The sequence below is a fragment of the Vibrio orientalis CIP 102891 = ATCC 33934 genome, assembly GCF_000176235.1.
Classification (GTDB): domain Bacteria; phylum Pseudomonadota; class Gammaproteobacteria; order Enterobacterales; family Vibrionaceae; genus Vibrio; species Vibrio orientalis.
Genome location: NZ_ACZV01000005.1, coordinates 639277 through 655302, shown reverse-complemented (window position 1 = coordinate 655302; position 16026 = coordinate 639277). Strand labels below are relative to the sequence as shown.

13 protein-coding genes and 4 tRNA genes are annotated in these 16026 nt (G+C 45.1%); 2 read left to right on the top strand and 15 right to left on the bottom strand.

What is annotated here, in order from left to right:
• Nucleotides 1-3 precede the first annotated feature (3 nt).
• Nucleotides 4-987 (bottom strand): phenylalanine--tRNA ligase subunit alpha, encoded by a 984-nt coding sequence (pheS, locus tag VIA_RS13565; RefSeq protein ID WP_004413586.1) that lies wholly within the window; start codon nucleotides 985-987, stop codon nucleotides 4-6.
• Between the two features lie 260 nt (nucleotides 988-1247).
• On the opposite strand from pheS, the gene VIA_RS13560 reads away from it, so the two are divergent.
• Nucleotides 1248-1730, top strand: a complete 483-nt coding sequence (locus VIA_RS13560) for a GNAT family N-acetyltransferase (protein WP_004413585.1) — start codon at nucleotides 1248-1250, stop codon at nucleotides 1728-1730.
• On the opposite strand, the gene VIA_RS13555 is transcribed toward VIA_RS13560, so the two are convergent.
• From VIA_RS13555 to VIA_RS13535, 5 genes are all read right to left on the bottom strand, one after another.
• Nucleotides 1727-2833, bottom strand: coding sequence for a GGDEF domain-containing protein (locus VIA_RS13555; RefSeq protein WP_004413584.1), 1107 nt, complete (start codon nucleotides 2831-2833; stop codon nucleotides 1727-1729). The two genes, VIA_RS13560 and VIA_RS13555, sit on opposite strands and share 4 nt — an antisense overlap.
• 189 nt (nucleotides 2834-3022) lie before the next feature.
• Nucleotides 3023-4204 carry a hypothetical protein gene (locus tag VIA_RS13550; RefSeq protein WP_004413583.1) on the bottom strand — a complete coding sequence of 394 codons (1182 nt, stop codon included), beginning with the start codon at nucleotides 4202-4204 and terminating at the stop codon, nucleotides 3023-3025.
• Between the two features lie 7 nt (nucleotides 4205-4211).
• Nucleotides 4212-5006, bottom strand: a complete 795-nt coding sequence (locus tag VIA_RS13545; protein WP_004413582.1) for an outer membrane lipoprotein-sorting protein — start codon at nucleotides 5004-5006, stop codon at nucleotides 4212-4214.
• Between the two features lie 21 nt (nucleotides 5007-5027).
• Nucleotides 5028-7415: an efflux RND transporter permease subunit gene (locus VIA_RS13540; protein ID WP_004413581.1), complete on the bottom strand. Its 2388-nt coding sequence runs from the start codon at nucleotides 7413-7415 to the stop codon at nucleotides 5028-5030.
• A gap of 174 nt (nucleotides 7416-7589) precedes the next feature.
• Nucleotides 7590-8378 (bottom strand): TetR/AcrR family transcriptional regulator, encoded by a 789-nt coding sequence (locus tag VIA_RS13535; protein WP_004413580.1) that lies wholly within the window; start codon nucleotides 8376-8378, stop codon nucleotides 7590-7592.
• Nucleotides 8379-8603: 225 nt separating this feature from the next.
• Between VIA_RS13535 and VIA_RS13530 the strand changes: the two genes are divergently transcribed.
• Nucleotides 8604-9683, top strand: a complete 1080-nt coding sequence (locus VIA_RS13530) for a PQQ-dependent sugar dehydrogenase (protein WP_004413579.1) — start codon at nucleotides 8604-8606, stop codon at nucleotides 9681-9683.
• Nucleotides 9684-9702: 19 nt separating this feature from the next.
• Here the strand turns inward: VIA_RS13530 and VIA_RS13525 are convergent, their stop codons facing one another.
• The 9 genes from VIA_RS13525 to uvrY all read right to left on the bottom strand — a co-directional run bounded on the left by VIA_RS13525 (nucleotide 9703) and on the right by uvrY (nucleotide 15774).
• Nucleotides 9703-11154: a sensor domain-containing diguanylate cyclase gene (locus VIA_RS13525; protein ID WP_071816300.1), complete on the bottom strand. Its 1452-nt coding sequence runs from the start codon at nucleotides 11152-11154 to the stop codon at nucleotides 9703-9705.
• A 62-nt stretch (nucleotides 11155-11216) separates the two neighbouring features.
• Nucleotides 11217-11708: a hypothetical protein gene (locus VIA_RS13520; protein WP_050778707.1), complete on the bottom strand. Its 492-nt coding sequence runs from the start codon at nucleotides 11706-11708 to the stop codon at nucleotides 11217-11219.
• A gap of 240 nt (nucleotides 11709-11948) precedes the next feature.
• Nucleotides 11949-12024: transfer RNA gene (locus tag VIA_RS13515), tRNA-Gly, on the bottom strand.
• 29 nt (nucleotides 12025-12053) lie between these two features.
• Nucleotides 12054-12140, bottom strand: a tRNA-Leu gene (locus VIA_RS13510).
• Between the two features lie 84 nt (nucleotides 12141-12224).
• Nucleotides 12225-12300, bottom strand: a tRNA-Gly gene (locus VIA_RS13505).
• 3 nt (nucleotides 12301-12303) lie between these two features.
• Nucleotides 12304-12377: transfer RNA gene (locus VIA_RS13500), tRNA-Cys, on the bottom strand.
• Nucleotides 12378-12616: 239 nt separating this feature from the next.
• Entirely contained in the window at nucleotides 12617-13174 is a 558-nt protein-coding gene (gene pgsA / locus VIA_RS13495; protein WP_004413576.1) for a CDP-diacylglycerol--glycerol-3-phosphate 3-phosphatidyltransferase, read from the bottom strand.
• A gap of 78 nt (nucleotides 13175-13252) precedes the next feature.
• Complete coding sequence (uvrC, locus tag VIA_RS13490) at nucleotides 13253-15082, bottom strand: excinuclease ABC subunit UvrC (RefSeq protein ID WP_004413575.1); 1830 nt, start codon at nucleotides 15080-15082, stop codon at nucleotides 13253-13255.
• Between the two features lie 47 nt (nucleotides 15083-15129).
• Nucleotides 15130-15774: a UvrY/SirA/GacA family response regulator transcription factor gene (gene uvrY / locus VIA_RS13485; RefSeq protein ID WP_004416227.1), complete on the bottom strand. Its 645-nt coding sequence runs from the start codon at nucleotides 15772-15774 to the stop codon at nucleotides 15130-15132.
• Nucleotides 15775-16026: the final 252 nt, after the last annotated feature.

Sequence of the window (16026 nt, the reverse complement as noted above, 5' to 3'; positions counted from 1 at the left end):
GGATTACTTGAACTGTTTTAGGAAACGAAGGTCGTTCTCGAAGAACGCACGAAGATCGTTTACGCCGTAACGAAGCATAGTTAGACGCTCTACGCCCATACCAAATGCGAAACCAGAGTATTTCTCAGGATCGATGCCTACGCTGCGAAGTACGTTCGGGTGAACCATGCCACAACCTAGAACTTCAAGCCATTTGCCATTCTTACCTTTCACGTCAACTTCTGCTGAAGGCTCAGTGAATGGGAAGTAAGAAGGGCGGAAACGAACTTCAACTTCTTCTTCAAAGAAGTTACATAGGAAATCGTGCAGAATGCCTTTAAGCTGTGCGAAGTTTACGTTCTCGTCTACTAGCATGCCTTCCACTTGGTGGAACATTGGCGTGTGCGTTTGGTCGTAGTCATTACGGTAAACACGACCCGGTGCGATGAAGCGGAATGGTGGTTTGCCATTTTCCATCGTACGGATCTGAACGCCAGACGTATGCGTGCGCAGCATTAGATCGGGGTTAAAGAAGAACGTGTCGTGATCAGTACGCGCTGGGTGATCCTCTGCGATGTTTAGTGCATCAAAGTTATGGAATGCATCTTCAATCTCAGGACCAGACTCAGTGTTAAAGCCTAGCTCACCAAAGAACTGTTCAATACGCTCAACAGTACGAGTAACAGGGTGTAGACCACCGTTCTCGATACGACGGCCAGGTAGAGTCACGTCGATTGTTTCTGCGGCTAGCTTCGCTTCAAGCTCGGCACGTTGTAGTGCATCTTTACGAGCTGCGATCGCTTGTTGAACCACGCCTTTCGCTTTGTTGATCTCTTGACCAGCTTCACGGCGCTCTTCTGGTGGTAGTTTACCTAAGCTTTGAAGCTGAGCCGTTAGCTCACCTTTTTTGCCTAGATACTGAACACGCACTTCATCAAGTGCAACTAACGAATCCGCTGCTTCAATAGCTGCGTTCGCGTTAGCAATGATCTCTTCTAGATGTTGCATCGTTTCCTCATCTACCTACACCTACATGCAAGCCATAGGCATAAGTGGTAGTGTCCATTCTGGGTAAGTTGCTATGCAGCGACTACCCGACAGGGATCTTGGGTCTATAAATAGCTGTACATAGTAACGAATGACAAGGTCAAATCCAAACTGAAATCGTCCTATTTACCGCCTTTGGGTAAAATTTCGGCTGAGCGCTTGATAAAACCGTTTTTAGTACCCAGTTATTTAATGACAATTCGGTATTCTAAGGAAGCAATATGACAATTTTGATTGAGCCCATTCTCCAAGAGCATGACACAGAGATCCGCGCCATCATCAAAGCTGTAGGGGCAGAATTTGGCGCGGTTGGAGAGGGGTTTGGACCGTCAGACCCAGAAGTGGATGCTATGAGCCAGTACTATACAGCTGGCAAGAATAGTTTGTACTTGGTCGCCACGTTAAATGGCAAAATTGTTGGCGGATGCGGACTGGCTCCTTTCAACGGTTCATCAACGGTGTGCGAACTCAAAAAGCTGTTCTTACTTGAAGAAAGCCGAGGGCTAGGACTTGGCAAAACACTAAGTGAGCAGTGCCTCGCGTTTGCGCGGACACAAGGATTTAGTTCTTGTTACCTAGACACGCTCTCTTCCATGGCGTCAGCAATCAAATTATATGAAAAGCTTGGCTTCGAGCACCTCGATAAAGCGCTCGATGGCACAGAGCATGGCAAATGCGATGTATGGATGTTAAAACAGCTTTAACCTTCTCGTTCGACTCGATTTCGGCCTGCTGATTTTGCTTTATATACCGCATTATCAGCAGCTTTAATCAGATTGTTAAAGTCGATCATCTCAGGCGTACGCTCCCCGACTCCAACACTGATGCTTCCACGCCAAACGCTATCGCCAACAGGCACCAGCATTTGATTCACTTTGTGTCGGACACGCTCTGCAATATGTACCCCACCTTCTGATTCCGTATTGGGGCATATCACAAAGAACTCATCACCACCTAGTCGACACACCAAATCATCACTGCGGAATGAATCGGCAAGAGTTTGCGCTAACTCCACCAATAACCTGTCACCGGCGTCATGGCCTGCGGTGTCGTTAACCTGCTTAAAGTAATCAACATCAATCATGATACACACCAAAGGTTCGTCATTTTCTGCTGATTCCTGCCAATACGCTTTGAGTTTACGAATAGCACAGCGGCGATTAGGCAATTGAGTGAGTGAATCCGTCAACGTCAGTTCTTCGAGCTGTTTATTCACTCGCGATAACTGCTTGGTTCTTTCAATGACTTTATCTTCTAAGCTTTGGTTTAACTCTAGTAACTCTTTATTGCGTTCAGATACCTGCTCAAACAAACCATTTAACGCCTTGAGAAGTGGCTCTGTCGAGCTATCGAGTTGCTTTTCTTCTGTTTCCCAAGCAGTTTGAGGGTCAACGCCAGCCTCAATTTGCGCTACTTGGCGTGACATATTCTGGTCAACACCTAAGATATGATAAGCCAACCAATGGATCAGAAAATTGAGTAAGTGCTCCGAGGCCTTCTTATTTTCTTCACTAATGAAGGCTTGCATACTGATGATGTCGGCCATAAAGGCGCGATGGATCTTAATGTGTTCTTCGATGTGCTTTTCAAATAAGCCAACATCGCGCATGAGCGTTTCTTCTTCCTTAAAGTGGAATTCCGCGTAACGAGACAACTCAAACAGAGCCATGCGAATATCATGCAGGGAAATATTGTTCTCTGCGATTAGCGCCCCGTAACGATTGATGATTTCAACAAGATACTGATGCTGTTCATCCACGTCGTGAATACCTGTTTCGTAGCAGCTATCCCATTCAAATGACTTCATTGGCCAATACCTTTAGACTTTTCTACTCTCGCTCTTCATTGAGCCTAGCAGTTTATAATAACCTTTATCATTAGGTGGATTTTACATATTTAGCAGATAAATCTAAGGGTCAAGAATCAAAAAAGGGAGCTAGATCAGCCCCCTTACATTTGGAATCGATGTCACACGTCACGTTTTATCGAAAATTCATCAAAAGTAGTACTGCAACGAAAACTCGATAAAGTCATCTTTACGCGCGAAATAGAGTAGATCATCGGGCGTTTCATTCTCAAACAACCATCCATTCACGGTCCAAGAGAAATGATTGGTTAATCGACTTGATGCCTCCAGTTTTGCGCTATAAACATCACTGTTATCTAGGTCTTGACTGATGCCGAACAAAATCTCAGTGCTATCTTCATCATTTAAAGCCAATCGAGTGCCAGCAAAAAGATCATTCTGACCAACAGATTGGGCGTTGTTGCCACGACTGTCATACAAATATTCCGCTATCAGTCCGATATCCCATACCGTGTCGAACGCCCCGACTATGGTGTATTCAAAGCCGCCAACGACACCCGTATGATTGTCAAAGCTGTCGCGATAGATGCTTTCTATTTTCCACAACCAGTCACCGACGATACCTTGAATATCAACCCCAACTTGCTTGGCTTGCGCGTAGTAAGGTTTTAGCTCATTACCATGGATTTGATAATAAGGGTCTCGACTGGTGCCTTGGAAATAACTTAATCCTAAATCCCAATCTCCTAACATTTGTGAGTACCGAACGGCATAGTCGATGTGTTTTTCTTCACTTGAGGATTCATAAAGCGCATTGTCCGATACCGGGACTGTTGGCCTCAATCGACCATCAACACCAGCAAACATACGCTCTCGAAAATAAGGCAAGATCATCGCATCAACAGTGCCCCACTCTTTGATTGAGGAGAAATGGACCATCGGCTGACCGAGTTTATCTTCGCCATCGACCGACTCAATGGCGTCAGTTTGGTTAACGACATCGACAAGATGCGCTGACTCAGTCACGCCCCAAAAGACCTTACCGATGCCTGCCCGCAGTTCGTAGTCGTCCCAATAGGTAAGGTATAGCGCCTCACGAATATCACCGTGGCTGCGCTCTGTATCCAAGCTATCTAAGCGATAAAACGGCGTAAAGGTAAAATCGGACGATTCGCCCAACTGCCAATACAATTCAGGCTGAAACACCAATGAACTTTGCCCTTTGTCTTGCCCCTGCAAACCGTGACTAGCAAATTGGCGGTGCTCTGCATTAATTTGCCCTGACAACTCAACAGAGTGACACTGTAACGCCAGACCAGTTAATAATGCGCTGGCCGCTAACCGACCAGCTAAATTGATGACTGTGTTCATACCACCTCTACTTCACACGCTTAAGGACGTTTTTCTCGAAATCTTTCTCACGCAGACCGGTTTGGAAGTCCAACAGGCTAGTCGTCAGTAAGGTACTCTTGCCCGTTTGGTGGTTGACCATTGCCATGGTATGAGCACGCCAATACTTGTCTAGGTACTGTTTGTAATCATCAAACTTAAGCGTCTTTAGTAACGTGCCTTTGCGATCATAAAACTCGACCTGCAGCGGGCGATAATGCTCGGTGTCTAACCAGACTAGCTGCTTGGTGTAGCCAGAGTTTTTGTCCGTTGGCGTTTGCTCTAATAGATAAGTTGAAATGCCATTAATGTCTTGATTGCCTAAGTGGTTAAAGGTGTATTTTTCCAGCTCAAACGAGCTGAGATCTTCATAGGCGAATTCACTGCCCATAAACGGACCGGACTTATTACGTGATGAGATACGTTTAACGCGTTTTAGCGCCGGTAAATAAAGCCATTGGTCATCTGCTTCAACACTGTGCGAGTGGTTGAGAAACGCCGTTCCTTTGACATCGCGTGGCTGATCGAAAATAGTTAGCCCCTTATCGCCATCATTAGCGACCTCAAACGACTTCAAACGCATTTCTCGAGTACTGCTTTCACCTTGAGCGTTCTTTAAGATCATCCGCATAGTGGCAACTGAATCCCCCCATCCTTCGTCACGCGCTTTACGCTCCTTGGCAATCTCCAGCCCTTTTTCTGGTGATGCAAAACTTGGGCTACTAAGCGCTAACAAAGCCGTTAACGCGATGGTTTTGATTATTGAGTTCTGTTTAACGTTCATCGTGACATCCTTTTAACGTTGTCATTGAGTTGTTGCTGGAGTAGTTGTTGCTGGATTGTTTGTTGCGTTAGCGGTCTGCGGCTCATCTTGGGTGTAGCTCGCGGTATCGAATTTCATTAGCAACGCTGGTAGGAAAACGAAGTCAACCACAAGAGCAATAAAGATAACGATCGCACTGAGCTGGCCCATATCGGCGTTAAGCCTAAAGCTCGACATCGCCAACACAGAGAAACCTGCCACTAGGACGACCGTGGTAATCCACAATGCGCGGCCTACTGTATGGAAGGCGTAACGAACTGCTTCTTCTGCGTTTTGCCCTTGCTTACGCGCTCGCTGATATTTAGAGAGGAAGTGCACCGAATCATCGACGACGATCCCTAGGGTTAGGGTCACCACTACCGACAAACCTAGGTTTATTTCACCGGAGAACAGCGCCCATAGACCAAAGCCGATAATTGCCGGCGCCATGTTAGGTACCACACTGATGATGCCGAGCCTCAGCGAACGTAGAGAGAAAATCATCAAAGCGGAAATTAAAATCAGCGTGATAGGTAAAGTCGCGAGCATACTTGCCATGTTGGTTTCACCAATGTGGGCAAACATCAAGGTTGGGCTAGACGCGACAACTTCATACTGAGGTGCATGTTGATTGAACCAAGCGTAGATACGATTTTCTAAATCGACCATCTCCACGCTGCCAAGATTGGCCACGGTCGCCACCATTTTGATCGAAGACTTATCAACATTGATCTGATTGTTGAGATCAAGCCCATAAGGCAGAGACATTTCATACAGCAGCAGGTATTGTGCGGCTAATTCTCGGTCCAATGGCAAGGTGTAATAGCTGTTCTCATCACCATGCATGTTTTTGTTCAAGCGCTTATACACATCCGATAACGTAGCAACGTGGTCAGTTTCTGGTTGCTGACGCAGCCATGTAGAAAAGTCACCAATGGTCTGCAAATAAGTAGGATCCGCGATACCTTGAGACTCATTGCTTTTGACCACGATATTGATGTTACTCATGCCACTGATGCGCTGCTCCATAAAGTCAGCCGCGCGGCGAAACTCGCTACGAGAATCAAAATATTTAACCGATTCATCGTTTATTTTGTTAAGTGGTAACAAGCTTGCAGAGACAGCGATCACCACCGCTGAGACCGGCAGCAACACTCTTCTGTTTCGCACTACCCAATCACCTAGCTTGTCCATAACATCACTTGGCTCTGGGTTATGAGCATCAACCGCTTTGACCTTAATCGGCAAAACTTTAAGCATCGCCGGTAGCATAGATAATGAAAGTAGGCAGGCGATCATCACACCAAGAGCGGCTAAATTACCGAAATCTCGCAATACCGGAGAGTCAGACATATTCATCATCAGAAAGCCGATCGCCGTCGTGATAGAGGTAATGACGATGGGCATAAAGTTAACGCTAACACTCTGATCAATCGCATAACGTTTACTATGGCCAAGCTTCATGTTTTGACGCATGGTCGCAATAACATGGACACAGTCAGCAACTGCAAGCGTCATCACCAAGGTTGGAATGTTGACCGTTGCGGTACTAAGAAACATCCCTGCCCAACCAGAAAGCCCCATGGTCGCAGCAACAGAGCCGATAATAACGACAAGTGTCGCCACCACGCTGAGCACAGAACGCAACATCAAGGTTAAGAACAACAAGATGACCAATAACATAGTCGGAACCAAGGTCGAGCTGTCATCTTGTGCGGCAACCATAAACGCGTGGTTCATCGCAATGATCCCGGCTTTATGGAATTCCACATCAGGGTACTCAGCTTGGTATTTGGCAATCATTTGATTCACCGCAGCGACCACTTCGAGGACTTCCGCGGTTGCATCAACCTCAGGCAACTGCATGGTAATGTTAACAACCGACACGTCGCCTTTTTCTGAAATCATCGAATGCTTGATGACCGGTTCAGAAAGCGCGATTTGTTTCACTTTGGCGATGCGTTCAGGTGTCAGACGATATTCTTCGAGTAATAGATCTTCGACAATCAGATCGTCTTCAGTCGCTTCGGTATGTTGATAGTTGGCTAACGAGTCAACACGGCTAGAGTATGGGACTTGCCAAGCGTCTTGAGTTAGGCGCTGGATAAGCGAGAGGGTTTCAGGTTCGAATACATTGCCACTTTTAGGCGCAATGACGATCGCGAGGTTATCTGATTTGGCGAACGTGGTTTGAATTTCATCAAAGGCTCTGAGCTGTTTATTCTCTCCATCAAAGAAAATGTTGTAATCGCCTCTGAAATAGAGGTTTTTGCCTCCTATAGTCGCGGCAATGACAATAGATATGGTGATTAGGAGCACCCACCAACTAAAGCGAGTCGGCATCATTAACCAGTTGGGTGGCTGTTTTGGGGTTGCTTGTTTAGTATTCATCACACTCTCCGTTTGTGACGTTTCGTCAAAATCTATTACTTAAAAACCAGCAAGTGCTGGTATTTAAGTAACAAAACTCAAATGAAAGACCGAACCAAAGTTCGAGTGTCATTTATTGACGATTCGTCACAAACGCTGCTTTAAAAAGCCCAAGCGGGCTTTTATTCAGAGTGATTAGCGGCCGACAGACTGTAGGTATTCGACCTCTTGAGCAAACAACTCTTGCTCTACTCTTTGCCAAGTCTTACGGTAATCCCACTCGGTTGAGAGAGGTTTCCAGCTAAGACCATCAAGCAACATATTCGCATTATGTAGAACAGAAAACGGATCTTGAAGACGGTGAATACAATGACTATTAGAAGCATTTTGCGTTAAAGCATTCGAGCCAAATGCGATCGACCAGTTAGCAAATACTATCGCATCTGAGCCTATCCCCGGTGAATACTTTAAGTCACCTTGCTCGACTGCAAAATTGACCAGTTGATCAGCGCTGCTAATCACCTGCTCCTCTAACTCATTGAGTTCTTTTACTCGCTCTGGTGAGGCTTTCTCTAGCACCCATGGGCTCTTAGCCATGATGGCACAGGTTGAAAGCACTGGCTCCATACGCGCATAGATTCGATAACCTACGTGCATCGCCACGATTTTCTCACGAGTGCTACCTTCAAATTCGGCAGCTCTAGCGAACAATATCGCCTCACTTTTTAGTGAGTGAATACACAAAGCGAGGATCACATCTTCTTTGCTACAAAAATGATTATAGATCGTCCCTTTTGAATAGGCACTCGCAGCGGTCAACTTATCCATGGACAAGTTACTCCAGCCCTGCTCTTGCACTAATGATTTAGCTAACAGGGTAAGTTCTACTTCTCTATCTGCGATCGCCTGCTGCTTTTTGGATTTACCAAAACTGCACCCAGAGCGCTCACTCTTATCACTTTTTTTACAGCCAAAGCCAAACATGATCAATTAATCCGTATCAGTCCATTACTCCTTAACATGCTAATTGTAACACGAATAACGACAGCGTGATAAATCACTTTTATGACGCATCGTCATTTTTGACACGTCGTCATAATAGCGCACATATTGATCAATTCAAGTGAATTTATAAAAAACATTTGTGACAGCTATAGATTCTCACTAATGCTACTCTTTGTGCATTAACACGGTTTAAAGGAGTCGCAGATGAAACATTTGATTTACGTTGTGGCGGTACAGTTCATCGTCTCTTTCAATGTACAAGCAAACGACTGGGATGCTGAGCTATTAGTTGAAGGGCTTAATGTGCCTTGGGGACTAAGCTACGTTGGCGAAAACCAAGTGCTTGTCAGTGAGAAAAATGGAATGGTTGGCCTTCTGAGCCTAAACGACAACAGCTACTCATCACTTGGCTCACATCCAAACGTGCGTGTTTCTGGGCAAGGGGGACTGCTCGATATCGCCCAATCCCCTTTTAATCATCAACAGATCTATTTTACCTACGCCAAACAAGTCGGTAAGGCAATTGAAACGACCTTGAGTACCGCGACATTCAATCAAGGTCAGTTATCAGATTGGCAAGATTTACTGAGCACTCATTCAGGTTCAGACGGTGGACGCCATTTTGGCAGTCGCATTACCTTCGATAATCAATCACTCTATTTTAGCGTCGGAGATCGTGGCGAGCGCAGTAACGGACAAGATTTAACAACCCATGCAGGAAGTGTTTTACGCGTAACCCCAAAGGGCCAAGCCGTCACAGATAACCCCTTTGCCGCTAATAGCACTGCCAAACCTGAGATATGGAGTTATGGCCACCGTAATCCTCAAGGGCTATTTTTTGATAACACGACAAATCAACTTTGGTCGATTGAACACGGTCCAAGAGGCGGCGATGAAATCAACTTAATTGAGAAAGGTGCAAATTACGGCTGGCCTATCACATCACATGGTAAGGAGTACTGGGGACCAATAAAGGTTGGTGAGGCTCAAGAAAAAGAAGGGGTTAACTCGCCTAAGAAGGTGTATGTTCCGTCAATTGCGCCAGGATCTTTGATCCTTTATCGTGGAGAGAAGCATCGTCAACTAAGCGGTAAGCTGCTCGCTGGAGCTTTGAAACTCACCCATATTAATGTGCTTACCTTACAAGGCAGTGAGGTGATCTCCGAGCAACGCATCTTAAAGCACTTAGGTGAACGGATCAGAGATATCGAAGCACTACCAAATGGTGAGATCATATTCAGCACCGACAGCGGCAAGATCTACCGCTTAACGATGACTGAGTAAAATCGACTCAAGTTAAGCTTTAAGCCGATTCTTTGATGTGGTCTTGTTTACACCCTGACCACGTCACTTGATTGCGCCCATTCTGCTTACCCACATAGAGGGCTTTGTCAGCGACATTAAACATCGACTCTTGCAGTTCTTGGTGAGTAACAAAGTGCTCGTTGATGTCCTTCAAGGAAGCGGCAGAGCCCCCCACTGAGATTGTCAGGGCTCCATAGGGCTGGTTCCCTGCATGAATGACGTTTAAACCTTCAATTTCGGTTCTCAAGCGTTGTGTAAAGCTGATCAACTGATTCATTTCAGGTCGAGCGCAAAGCAGAACGAACTCTTCACCACCGTAACGGAATGCCAAATCACTATCTCTCGCTATTTCACTCATCTTTGAGCCGACGAGCGACAACGCGTTGTCCCCTTCTGTATGACCATAAATATCATTGAACGCTTTAAAATTATCCACATCACAGATAATCAAGCCAACATATTGGCCATTGGCAAGATGTCGCTTGAGAAATGGAATCGCGGTACGTGAATACTTATATCGAGAGCCTAGTCCCGTTAGCGGATCGGTATCTGAGCGAGTGCGGAGAATATTGAGCTGATGATCCAGCTTAGTCAATAGTCCTTGGTAGGCGCGAGCCAACTGACCGATTTCATCACTTCGCTCTAACTCTCTCAGTGTGTTTAGATTTTCACTGGTGTTGTCAGAGCGCATATGATTGGCCAATGACTTGAGCGGGGAAACGATCCAGTGAGAAACCCAGCCAATAAGCACGAGTGAAATCGCCAACGCAACGATCGCCTCCGCAATGATCTCTTCAAGCAGCGAATGCTGTAGGTCTGTCAGGTCACTGGCATCAAATACTGCCCAGACTTCACCGCCATTTTTATTCCTAAGTGGCAACACAATATTGAGCGTACAGAGCTCTTCGTCTAAATAGTAACTTTCACTATTCACTGGTGACTTTTGCCAAGGAATATAGATGTTCTCGGAGGCAAAGATACTCTCAGTTACCGCATCATATTCACGCTTCACCCGATTTTGGATGAATTGGAGCTTCTTATGTCGGATGACGTTCTCAGGGGCAGTCGCCTCAATCTGATCTTTTAGCTGTGAAAGCTTATTTTCCAATTCTTTCAGTTCTTCCTGACTAACATCTGCACGCCACAAATATTCCAAACGCTTAAAGTAACTGACATGGATCGTCTGAGAGGAATAATCGGACTGCCCTGTAATATCAAGAAACTCGAGATCATCAATGGCTCCAAACAAATCCTTCGTCGCGGGCATAGTCAGATTGGCATAATTGAGACCAGCAACAGACGTGGAAATAAATGAAATATGTGGGGCAAGGGTAAGCTTAGCTAGACTGGCAGAATACTCTATGTGTCTGTTCCACTCACTCTGGTATCGGGTATAGCTGAAACCCGATATGAGTATCAACACCAACAACATATGCGATACAACTAACATTTGGTTGATCGATAGCTTGGTTACAAACCTTTTAGGTAGCTTTCTTAACTTCAAGGAACGGGTCACTCGCTGTATACATCTAGAACAGGCTCTGCGCATGTCCCATTGATACAGATATCTTTATAGGTTGTGTGGCAGCTTTGGCAAAATGTCGGCTGTAACGAAGGGTGCTGGTGACTAATGTCTTTACCTTGACGATTATAGCTGCCATACACCGCTTCCCCACCAATATGTTCCGTTACCCACACAATACCTTGTGCCTCTGATACCGCAACGGCGGTCGGCCCATCACTATAGGGGCCATGCGTGCGGTACTCTGCCAGCTTATTTGGGTGAACCCGAATCGTTAACGGTGAGCCTAGACCATTATTGATCCAGCTATAAGCTCTAACAGACTCTTGAATAAAAAGTGATGTATCTGGAGGGAGTACAGCGTCGGCAGGCAAATTGACGGACTCTTTTACTACCGGCCAGTCTAAGAAGTCTTTAGGAAACGAGGCAATAGACTCTGCTTTTGCCGGTACAGCGATAAAAGCAGCGACGAATAGAAACATTGTCAGTAACCCTTTTGCTCTATTCATATGCATTTACCTCATTAATTCGTGTGATAGTCATTTATCATTCATGGGTATTTTATTTGATTTTAAAATAAAAGCACTAAAAGTATGCGCAAAAATCAGGCTAAATGCGTATTAAAACAACATTGGCTTAAAGGCGGGATATGGATGAAGTTGATTAGACGTTAGATGGGTAAAAACGCAAAAACCCCAGCATTTCTGCTAGGGTTTTTAATTTGGAGCGACACACGAGGTTCGAACTCGTGACCTCAACCTTGGCAAGGTTGCGCTCTACCAACTGAGCTAGTGTCGCATGTTGTTTGCTAATAGTTTAGCGTTAGATGGTGCCCCGGGCCGGACTTGAACCGGCACAACGCGAACGTCGAGGGATTTTAAATCCCTTGTGTCTACCAATTCCACCACCAGGGCACACAAATCTAAATTTGCGATGCCTTTACTGAAGTAAGTAAAACACCATCTTGATATCGAACTTAAATTCGCTATCCAAAAATTTGGAGCGACACACGAGGTTCGAACTCGTGACCTCAACCTTGGCAAGGTTGCGCTCTACCAACTGAGCTAGTGTCGCAAATGGAGGCGCGTCCCGGAGTCGAACCGAGGTCCACGGATTTGCAATCCGCTGCATAGCCACTCTGCCAACACGCCTTCACAACACCAATTGAAACCGCTTTACGCTCTGTTCCTCTTGGGTACGGAATGCATTCTACGGATTCGAACTAATGAGTCAACACTATTTTCTTGTTTTTTGAATCGTTTGTCTATTTAACGTTCAAAATAGCCCAAATAGATGAGTTTTCTAGCAAATAACTGTGTAAAACTACTGACTTAAGTGAGGAATTTGAAAAAGTAGAAATAAAAAAGCGGACTGTCGTCCGCTTTTTTATTTAATGATGTTCTTCGTCGAGCAAATCGTCTTTGGCTGCCATCAAATATTGCGCCATAGACCAGTAGGTCAATATCGTCGCGATATATAGGGCGGCATAACCTACCCAAATCATCCAGTCATCATAGCGCCAGATAAGCACCCAAAGCGCAAACATTTGGCTGACCGTCTTAACTTTACCGACCCAAGATACCGCAACACTTGCACGTTTGCCGATCTCTGCCATCCACTCTCTGAGAGCTGAAATAATAATTTCACGGGCAATCATGGTTACTGCTGGAATCGTTACCCAAATGCTGTGGTAATGCTCAGTAATAAGAATAAGCGCTGTGGCCACCAATACCTTATCTGCAACCGGATCAATAAATGCGCCAAAACGGGAGGTTTGACCTAACTTACGAGCCAACATGCCATCGAGCCAATCAGTAAAACCTGCGACCCAGAACACCATTGCTGCGGCAAAAGGAGACCAGCTATAAGGAAGATAAAAAACCACGACAAAGACTGGTATCAAGAATAGTCGTAATAAAGACAGTATATTGGGGATATTTAAACGCATATTTTATTAAGGCTCTTTTTGTTTGCGTATTGCTCTATTTGGTGCTTCAAACAGGGTCCTTATGGTGCGGGATTTTTGTTATTGTTTCAATGCTTGATAGATGTTTTCTGCTAAAGAAAAGCTAATACCGGGCACTTTGGCGATTTCTTCTACACTTGCTCGCTTTAACTCTTGCAAGCCACCCATGTATTTTAGGAGTGCTTGCCTGCGCTTTGGCCCTACTCCTTCAATACCTTCTAAGGCACTGGTTCTTCTCGTTTTTCCGCGTTTAGCTCTATGCCCTGCAATCGCATGGTTATGGCTCTCATCACGAATATGCTGCATAAGGTGGAGCGCTGGCGCGTCACTCGGCAAATTAAATTCGTCTCCTTCGACGGTAATCAAAGTTTCCAAACCCGGTTTACGGGTGACACCTTTGGCAATACCGATCAAATGCGGGCGTTTCGGCCAATCTCCCCAGTATTGGGATATGATTTCATGAGCCCTGTTTAGCTGCCCTTTACCACCATCAATGAAAACGATATCTGGTATTTTTTCTACTTCAAGTTGTTTAGAGTAACGTCGCTCTAACGCCTGCCCCATCGCCGCATAATCGTCACCGCCGGTAATCCCAGAGATATTGTAGCGGCGATACTCTTGCTTCACGGGCCCTTCGTGATTAAACACCACACAAGAAGCAATAGTGCTCTCACCCATGGTATGAGAAATATCAAAACATTCCATGCGGGTAATGCTTTCCATCTCCAAAAGTTCTCTCAGCTCTTTGAAACGCTGAGAAATCGTCATCTTATGGTTGATCTTGGTTGTGATCGCCGTAAGAGCATTAGTATTCGACAGTTTAAGGTATCGACCGCGAGTTCCAGTTGGGTTGACATGAAACTGCACTCGACGTCCTGCAATGTCAGATAACGCTTCTTCCAGTGACTTCGTCTCTTCCACCAAGCCATGATTCAAAATGATTTTGGTCGGAACCGTACGCGCCTCATTATGACTGAGATAATACTGGCTCAAGAAAGAGTAGAACACTTCTTGCGACGTAGTACTGTTTGGGATTTTAGGAAAGTGACTACGGCTACCAAGCACTTTACCCTGGCGAATCATCAGGATATGGATGCAAGCAATGCCGTTTTCTTGAGCGAAGCCTAACACGTCCATATCATCCATCGAATCTTCCGAGACAAATTGCTGCTCTTGAACTCGGCGAATGGCCTGAATTTGGTCGCGAAACTTAGCGGCTTGTTCAAAGCGCAGCGATTGACTCGCTTGTTCCATTTTCTCAACCAAAGAACTGAGTACTTGCTGATCCTTACCTTGTAAGAAGAGTCGTACCAAATCGACCAATTCTGCATACTCTTCATCGGAAATGACACTACTGACACAAGGGGCCGCACAACGACCAATTTGATACATCAAACATGGACGAGTTCGATTGCTGTAGACCGTGTCTTCACATTGTCTAACGGGGAAGATTTTTTGCAGCAGATGAAGCGTTTCTCTTACCGCACCAGAGTCTGGATAAGGACCAAAATACTCGCCTTTACGCTTTTTTGCCCCGCGGTGCATGGAAAGACGCGGGTGTTTGTGCCCACTGACGAAGATAAAAGGATAGGATTTATCATCACGCAGCAAGACATTGTATTTAGGCAAATACTGCTTGATGTAGTTGTGCTCTAAAATGAGCGCTTCTGTCTCGGTATGAGTCACCGTGACATCAATCTTATCGATATTGCTGACTAACGCGCGCGTTTTCTCACTATCCACTTTGACGCGAAAATAGCTTGAAAGGCGTTTTTTGAGATCTTTTGCTTTACCGACATAAATAACGACAGCCTCGGCGTTATACATACGATAAACGCCGGGCTGGTTAGTCACGGTTTTTAGAAAAGAAGCCGAATCAAATTGGCTCATACCAACTCCGTGAATTGGCTGTATAGAGTTGCGATGGTAATGATGCCTTATAAGGTCTCAGTATCAATCATGCCATGGCGAATAGCCAAGTGAGTCAATTCCACATCTCCGCTGATATCCAGTTTATTGAATAAGCGGTAACGGTAACTGTTCACTGTTTTCGGGCTGAGATTTAATTGCTCTGAAATATCAGTGACTTTTTGTCCCTTAGTAATCATCATCATGATTTGCAATTCACGCTCAGACAAATCAGCAAACGGGTTTTCCGATGCCGGAGAAAATTGACTTAATGCCATTTGCTGAGCAATTTCAGGTGAAATATAGCGTTGTCCACTATTCACCATACGAATCGCATTGACCATTTCATCTGGGCCAGCGCCTTTTGTTAGGTAGCCTGCGGCACCTGCTTGCATCACTTTAGTTGGAAACGGATTTTCCGTATGAACAGTTAAAACGATGATTTTCACATCAGGATTAAAACGCAGGATCTTCTTGGTTGCTTCAAGACCACCAATACCCGGCATATTCATATCCATTAAAATGACGTCTGCATGATTACTACGACACCATTTTACTGCTTCTTCACCGCTTTCAGCTTCCCCTGCTACGTTCATTCCACGGACGTCTTCAATAATACGTCGTATCCCTGTGCGAACCAGCTCGTGATCATCTACAAGGAAAACATTTATCAAACTTGTATCTCCACACTTTTACATTCGCTATGTACCCAAAATTATGGGGTACATCATAGCTGTTTAGTTTAACCTAAAAACTCAGAATTTACTTACTCTGAATATGTGCTGAAATGGAAAGATTAGCAAGTACTTATTTTCATATCTGCCACTCACGTAGCAATTAACCTATTAATCAATGAGTTATCGATAGTTTAACGATGCTTATCCAACCAATACATCAACCACTCAGCACGATATATGGATTCTATT

Bases quoted from the DNA above. Each gene is read 5' to 3' on its own strand.
- pheS (WP_004413586.1), bottom strand. From the start codon at position 987: ATGCAACATCTAGAAGAGATCATTGCTAACGCGAACGCAGCTATTGAA.
- VIA_RS13560 (WP_004413585.1), top strand. From the start codon at position 1,248: ATGACAATTTTGATTGAGCCCATTCTCCAAGAGCATGACACAGAGATC.
- VIA_RS13555 (WP_004413584.1), bottom strand. From the start codon at position 2,833: ATGAAGTCATTTGAATGGGATAGCTGCTACGAAACAGGTATTCACGAC.
- VIA_RS13550 (WP_004413583.1), bottom strand. From the start codon at position 4,204: ATGAACACAGTCATCAATTTAGCTGGTCGGTTAGCGGCCAGCGCATTA.
- VIA_RS13545 (WP_004413582.1), bottom strand. From the start codon at position 5,006: ATGAACGTTAAACAGAACTCAATAATCAAAACCATCGCGTTAACGGCT.
- VIA_RS13540 (WP_004413581.1), bottom strand. From the start codon at position 7,415: ATGAATACTAAACAAGCAACCCCAAAACAGCCACCCAACTGGTTAATG.
- VIA_RS13535 (WP_004413580.1), bottom strand. From the start codon at position 8,378: ATGTTTGGCTTTGGCTGTAAAAAAAGTGATAAGAGTGAGCGCTCTGGG.
- VIA_RS13530 (WP_004413579.1), top strand. From the start codon at position 8,604: ATGAAACATTTGATTTACGTTGTGGCGGTACAGTTCATCGTCTCTTTC.
- VIA_RS13525 (WP_071816300.1), bottom strand. From the start codon at position 11,154: ATGTTAGTTGTATCGCATATGTTGTTGGTGTTGATACTCATATCGGGT.
- VIA_RS13520 (WP_050778707.1), bottom strand. From the start codon at position 11,708: ATGTTTCTATTCGTCGCTGCTTTTATCGCTGTACCGGCAAAAGCAGAG.
- pgsA (WP_004413576.1), bottom strand. From the start codon at position 13,174: ATGCGTTTAAATATCCCCAATATACTGTCTTTATTACGACTATTCTTG.
- uvrC (WP_004413575.1), bottom strand. From the start codon at position 15,082: ATGAGCCAATTTGATTCGGCTTCTTTTCTAAAAACCGTGACTAACCAG.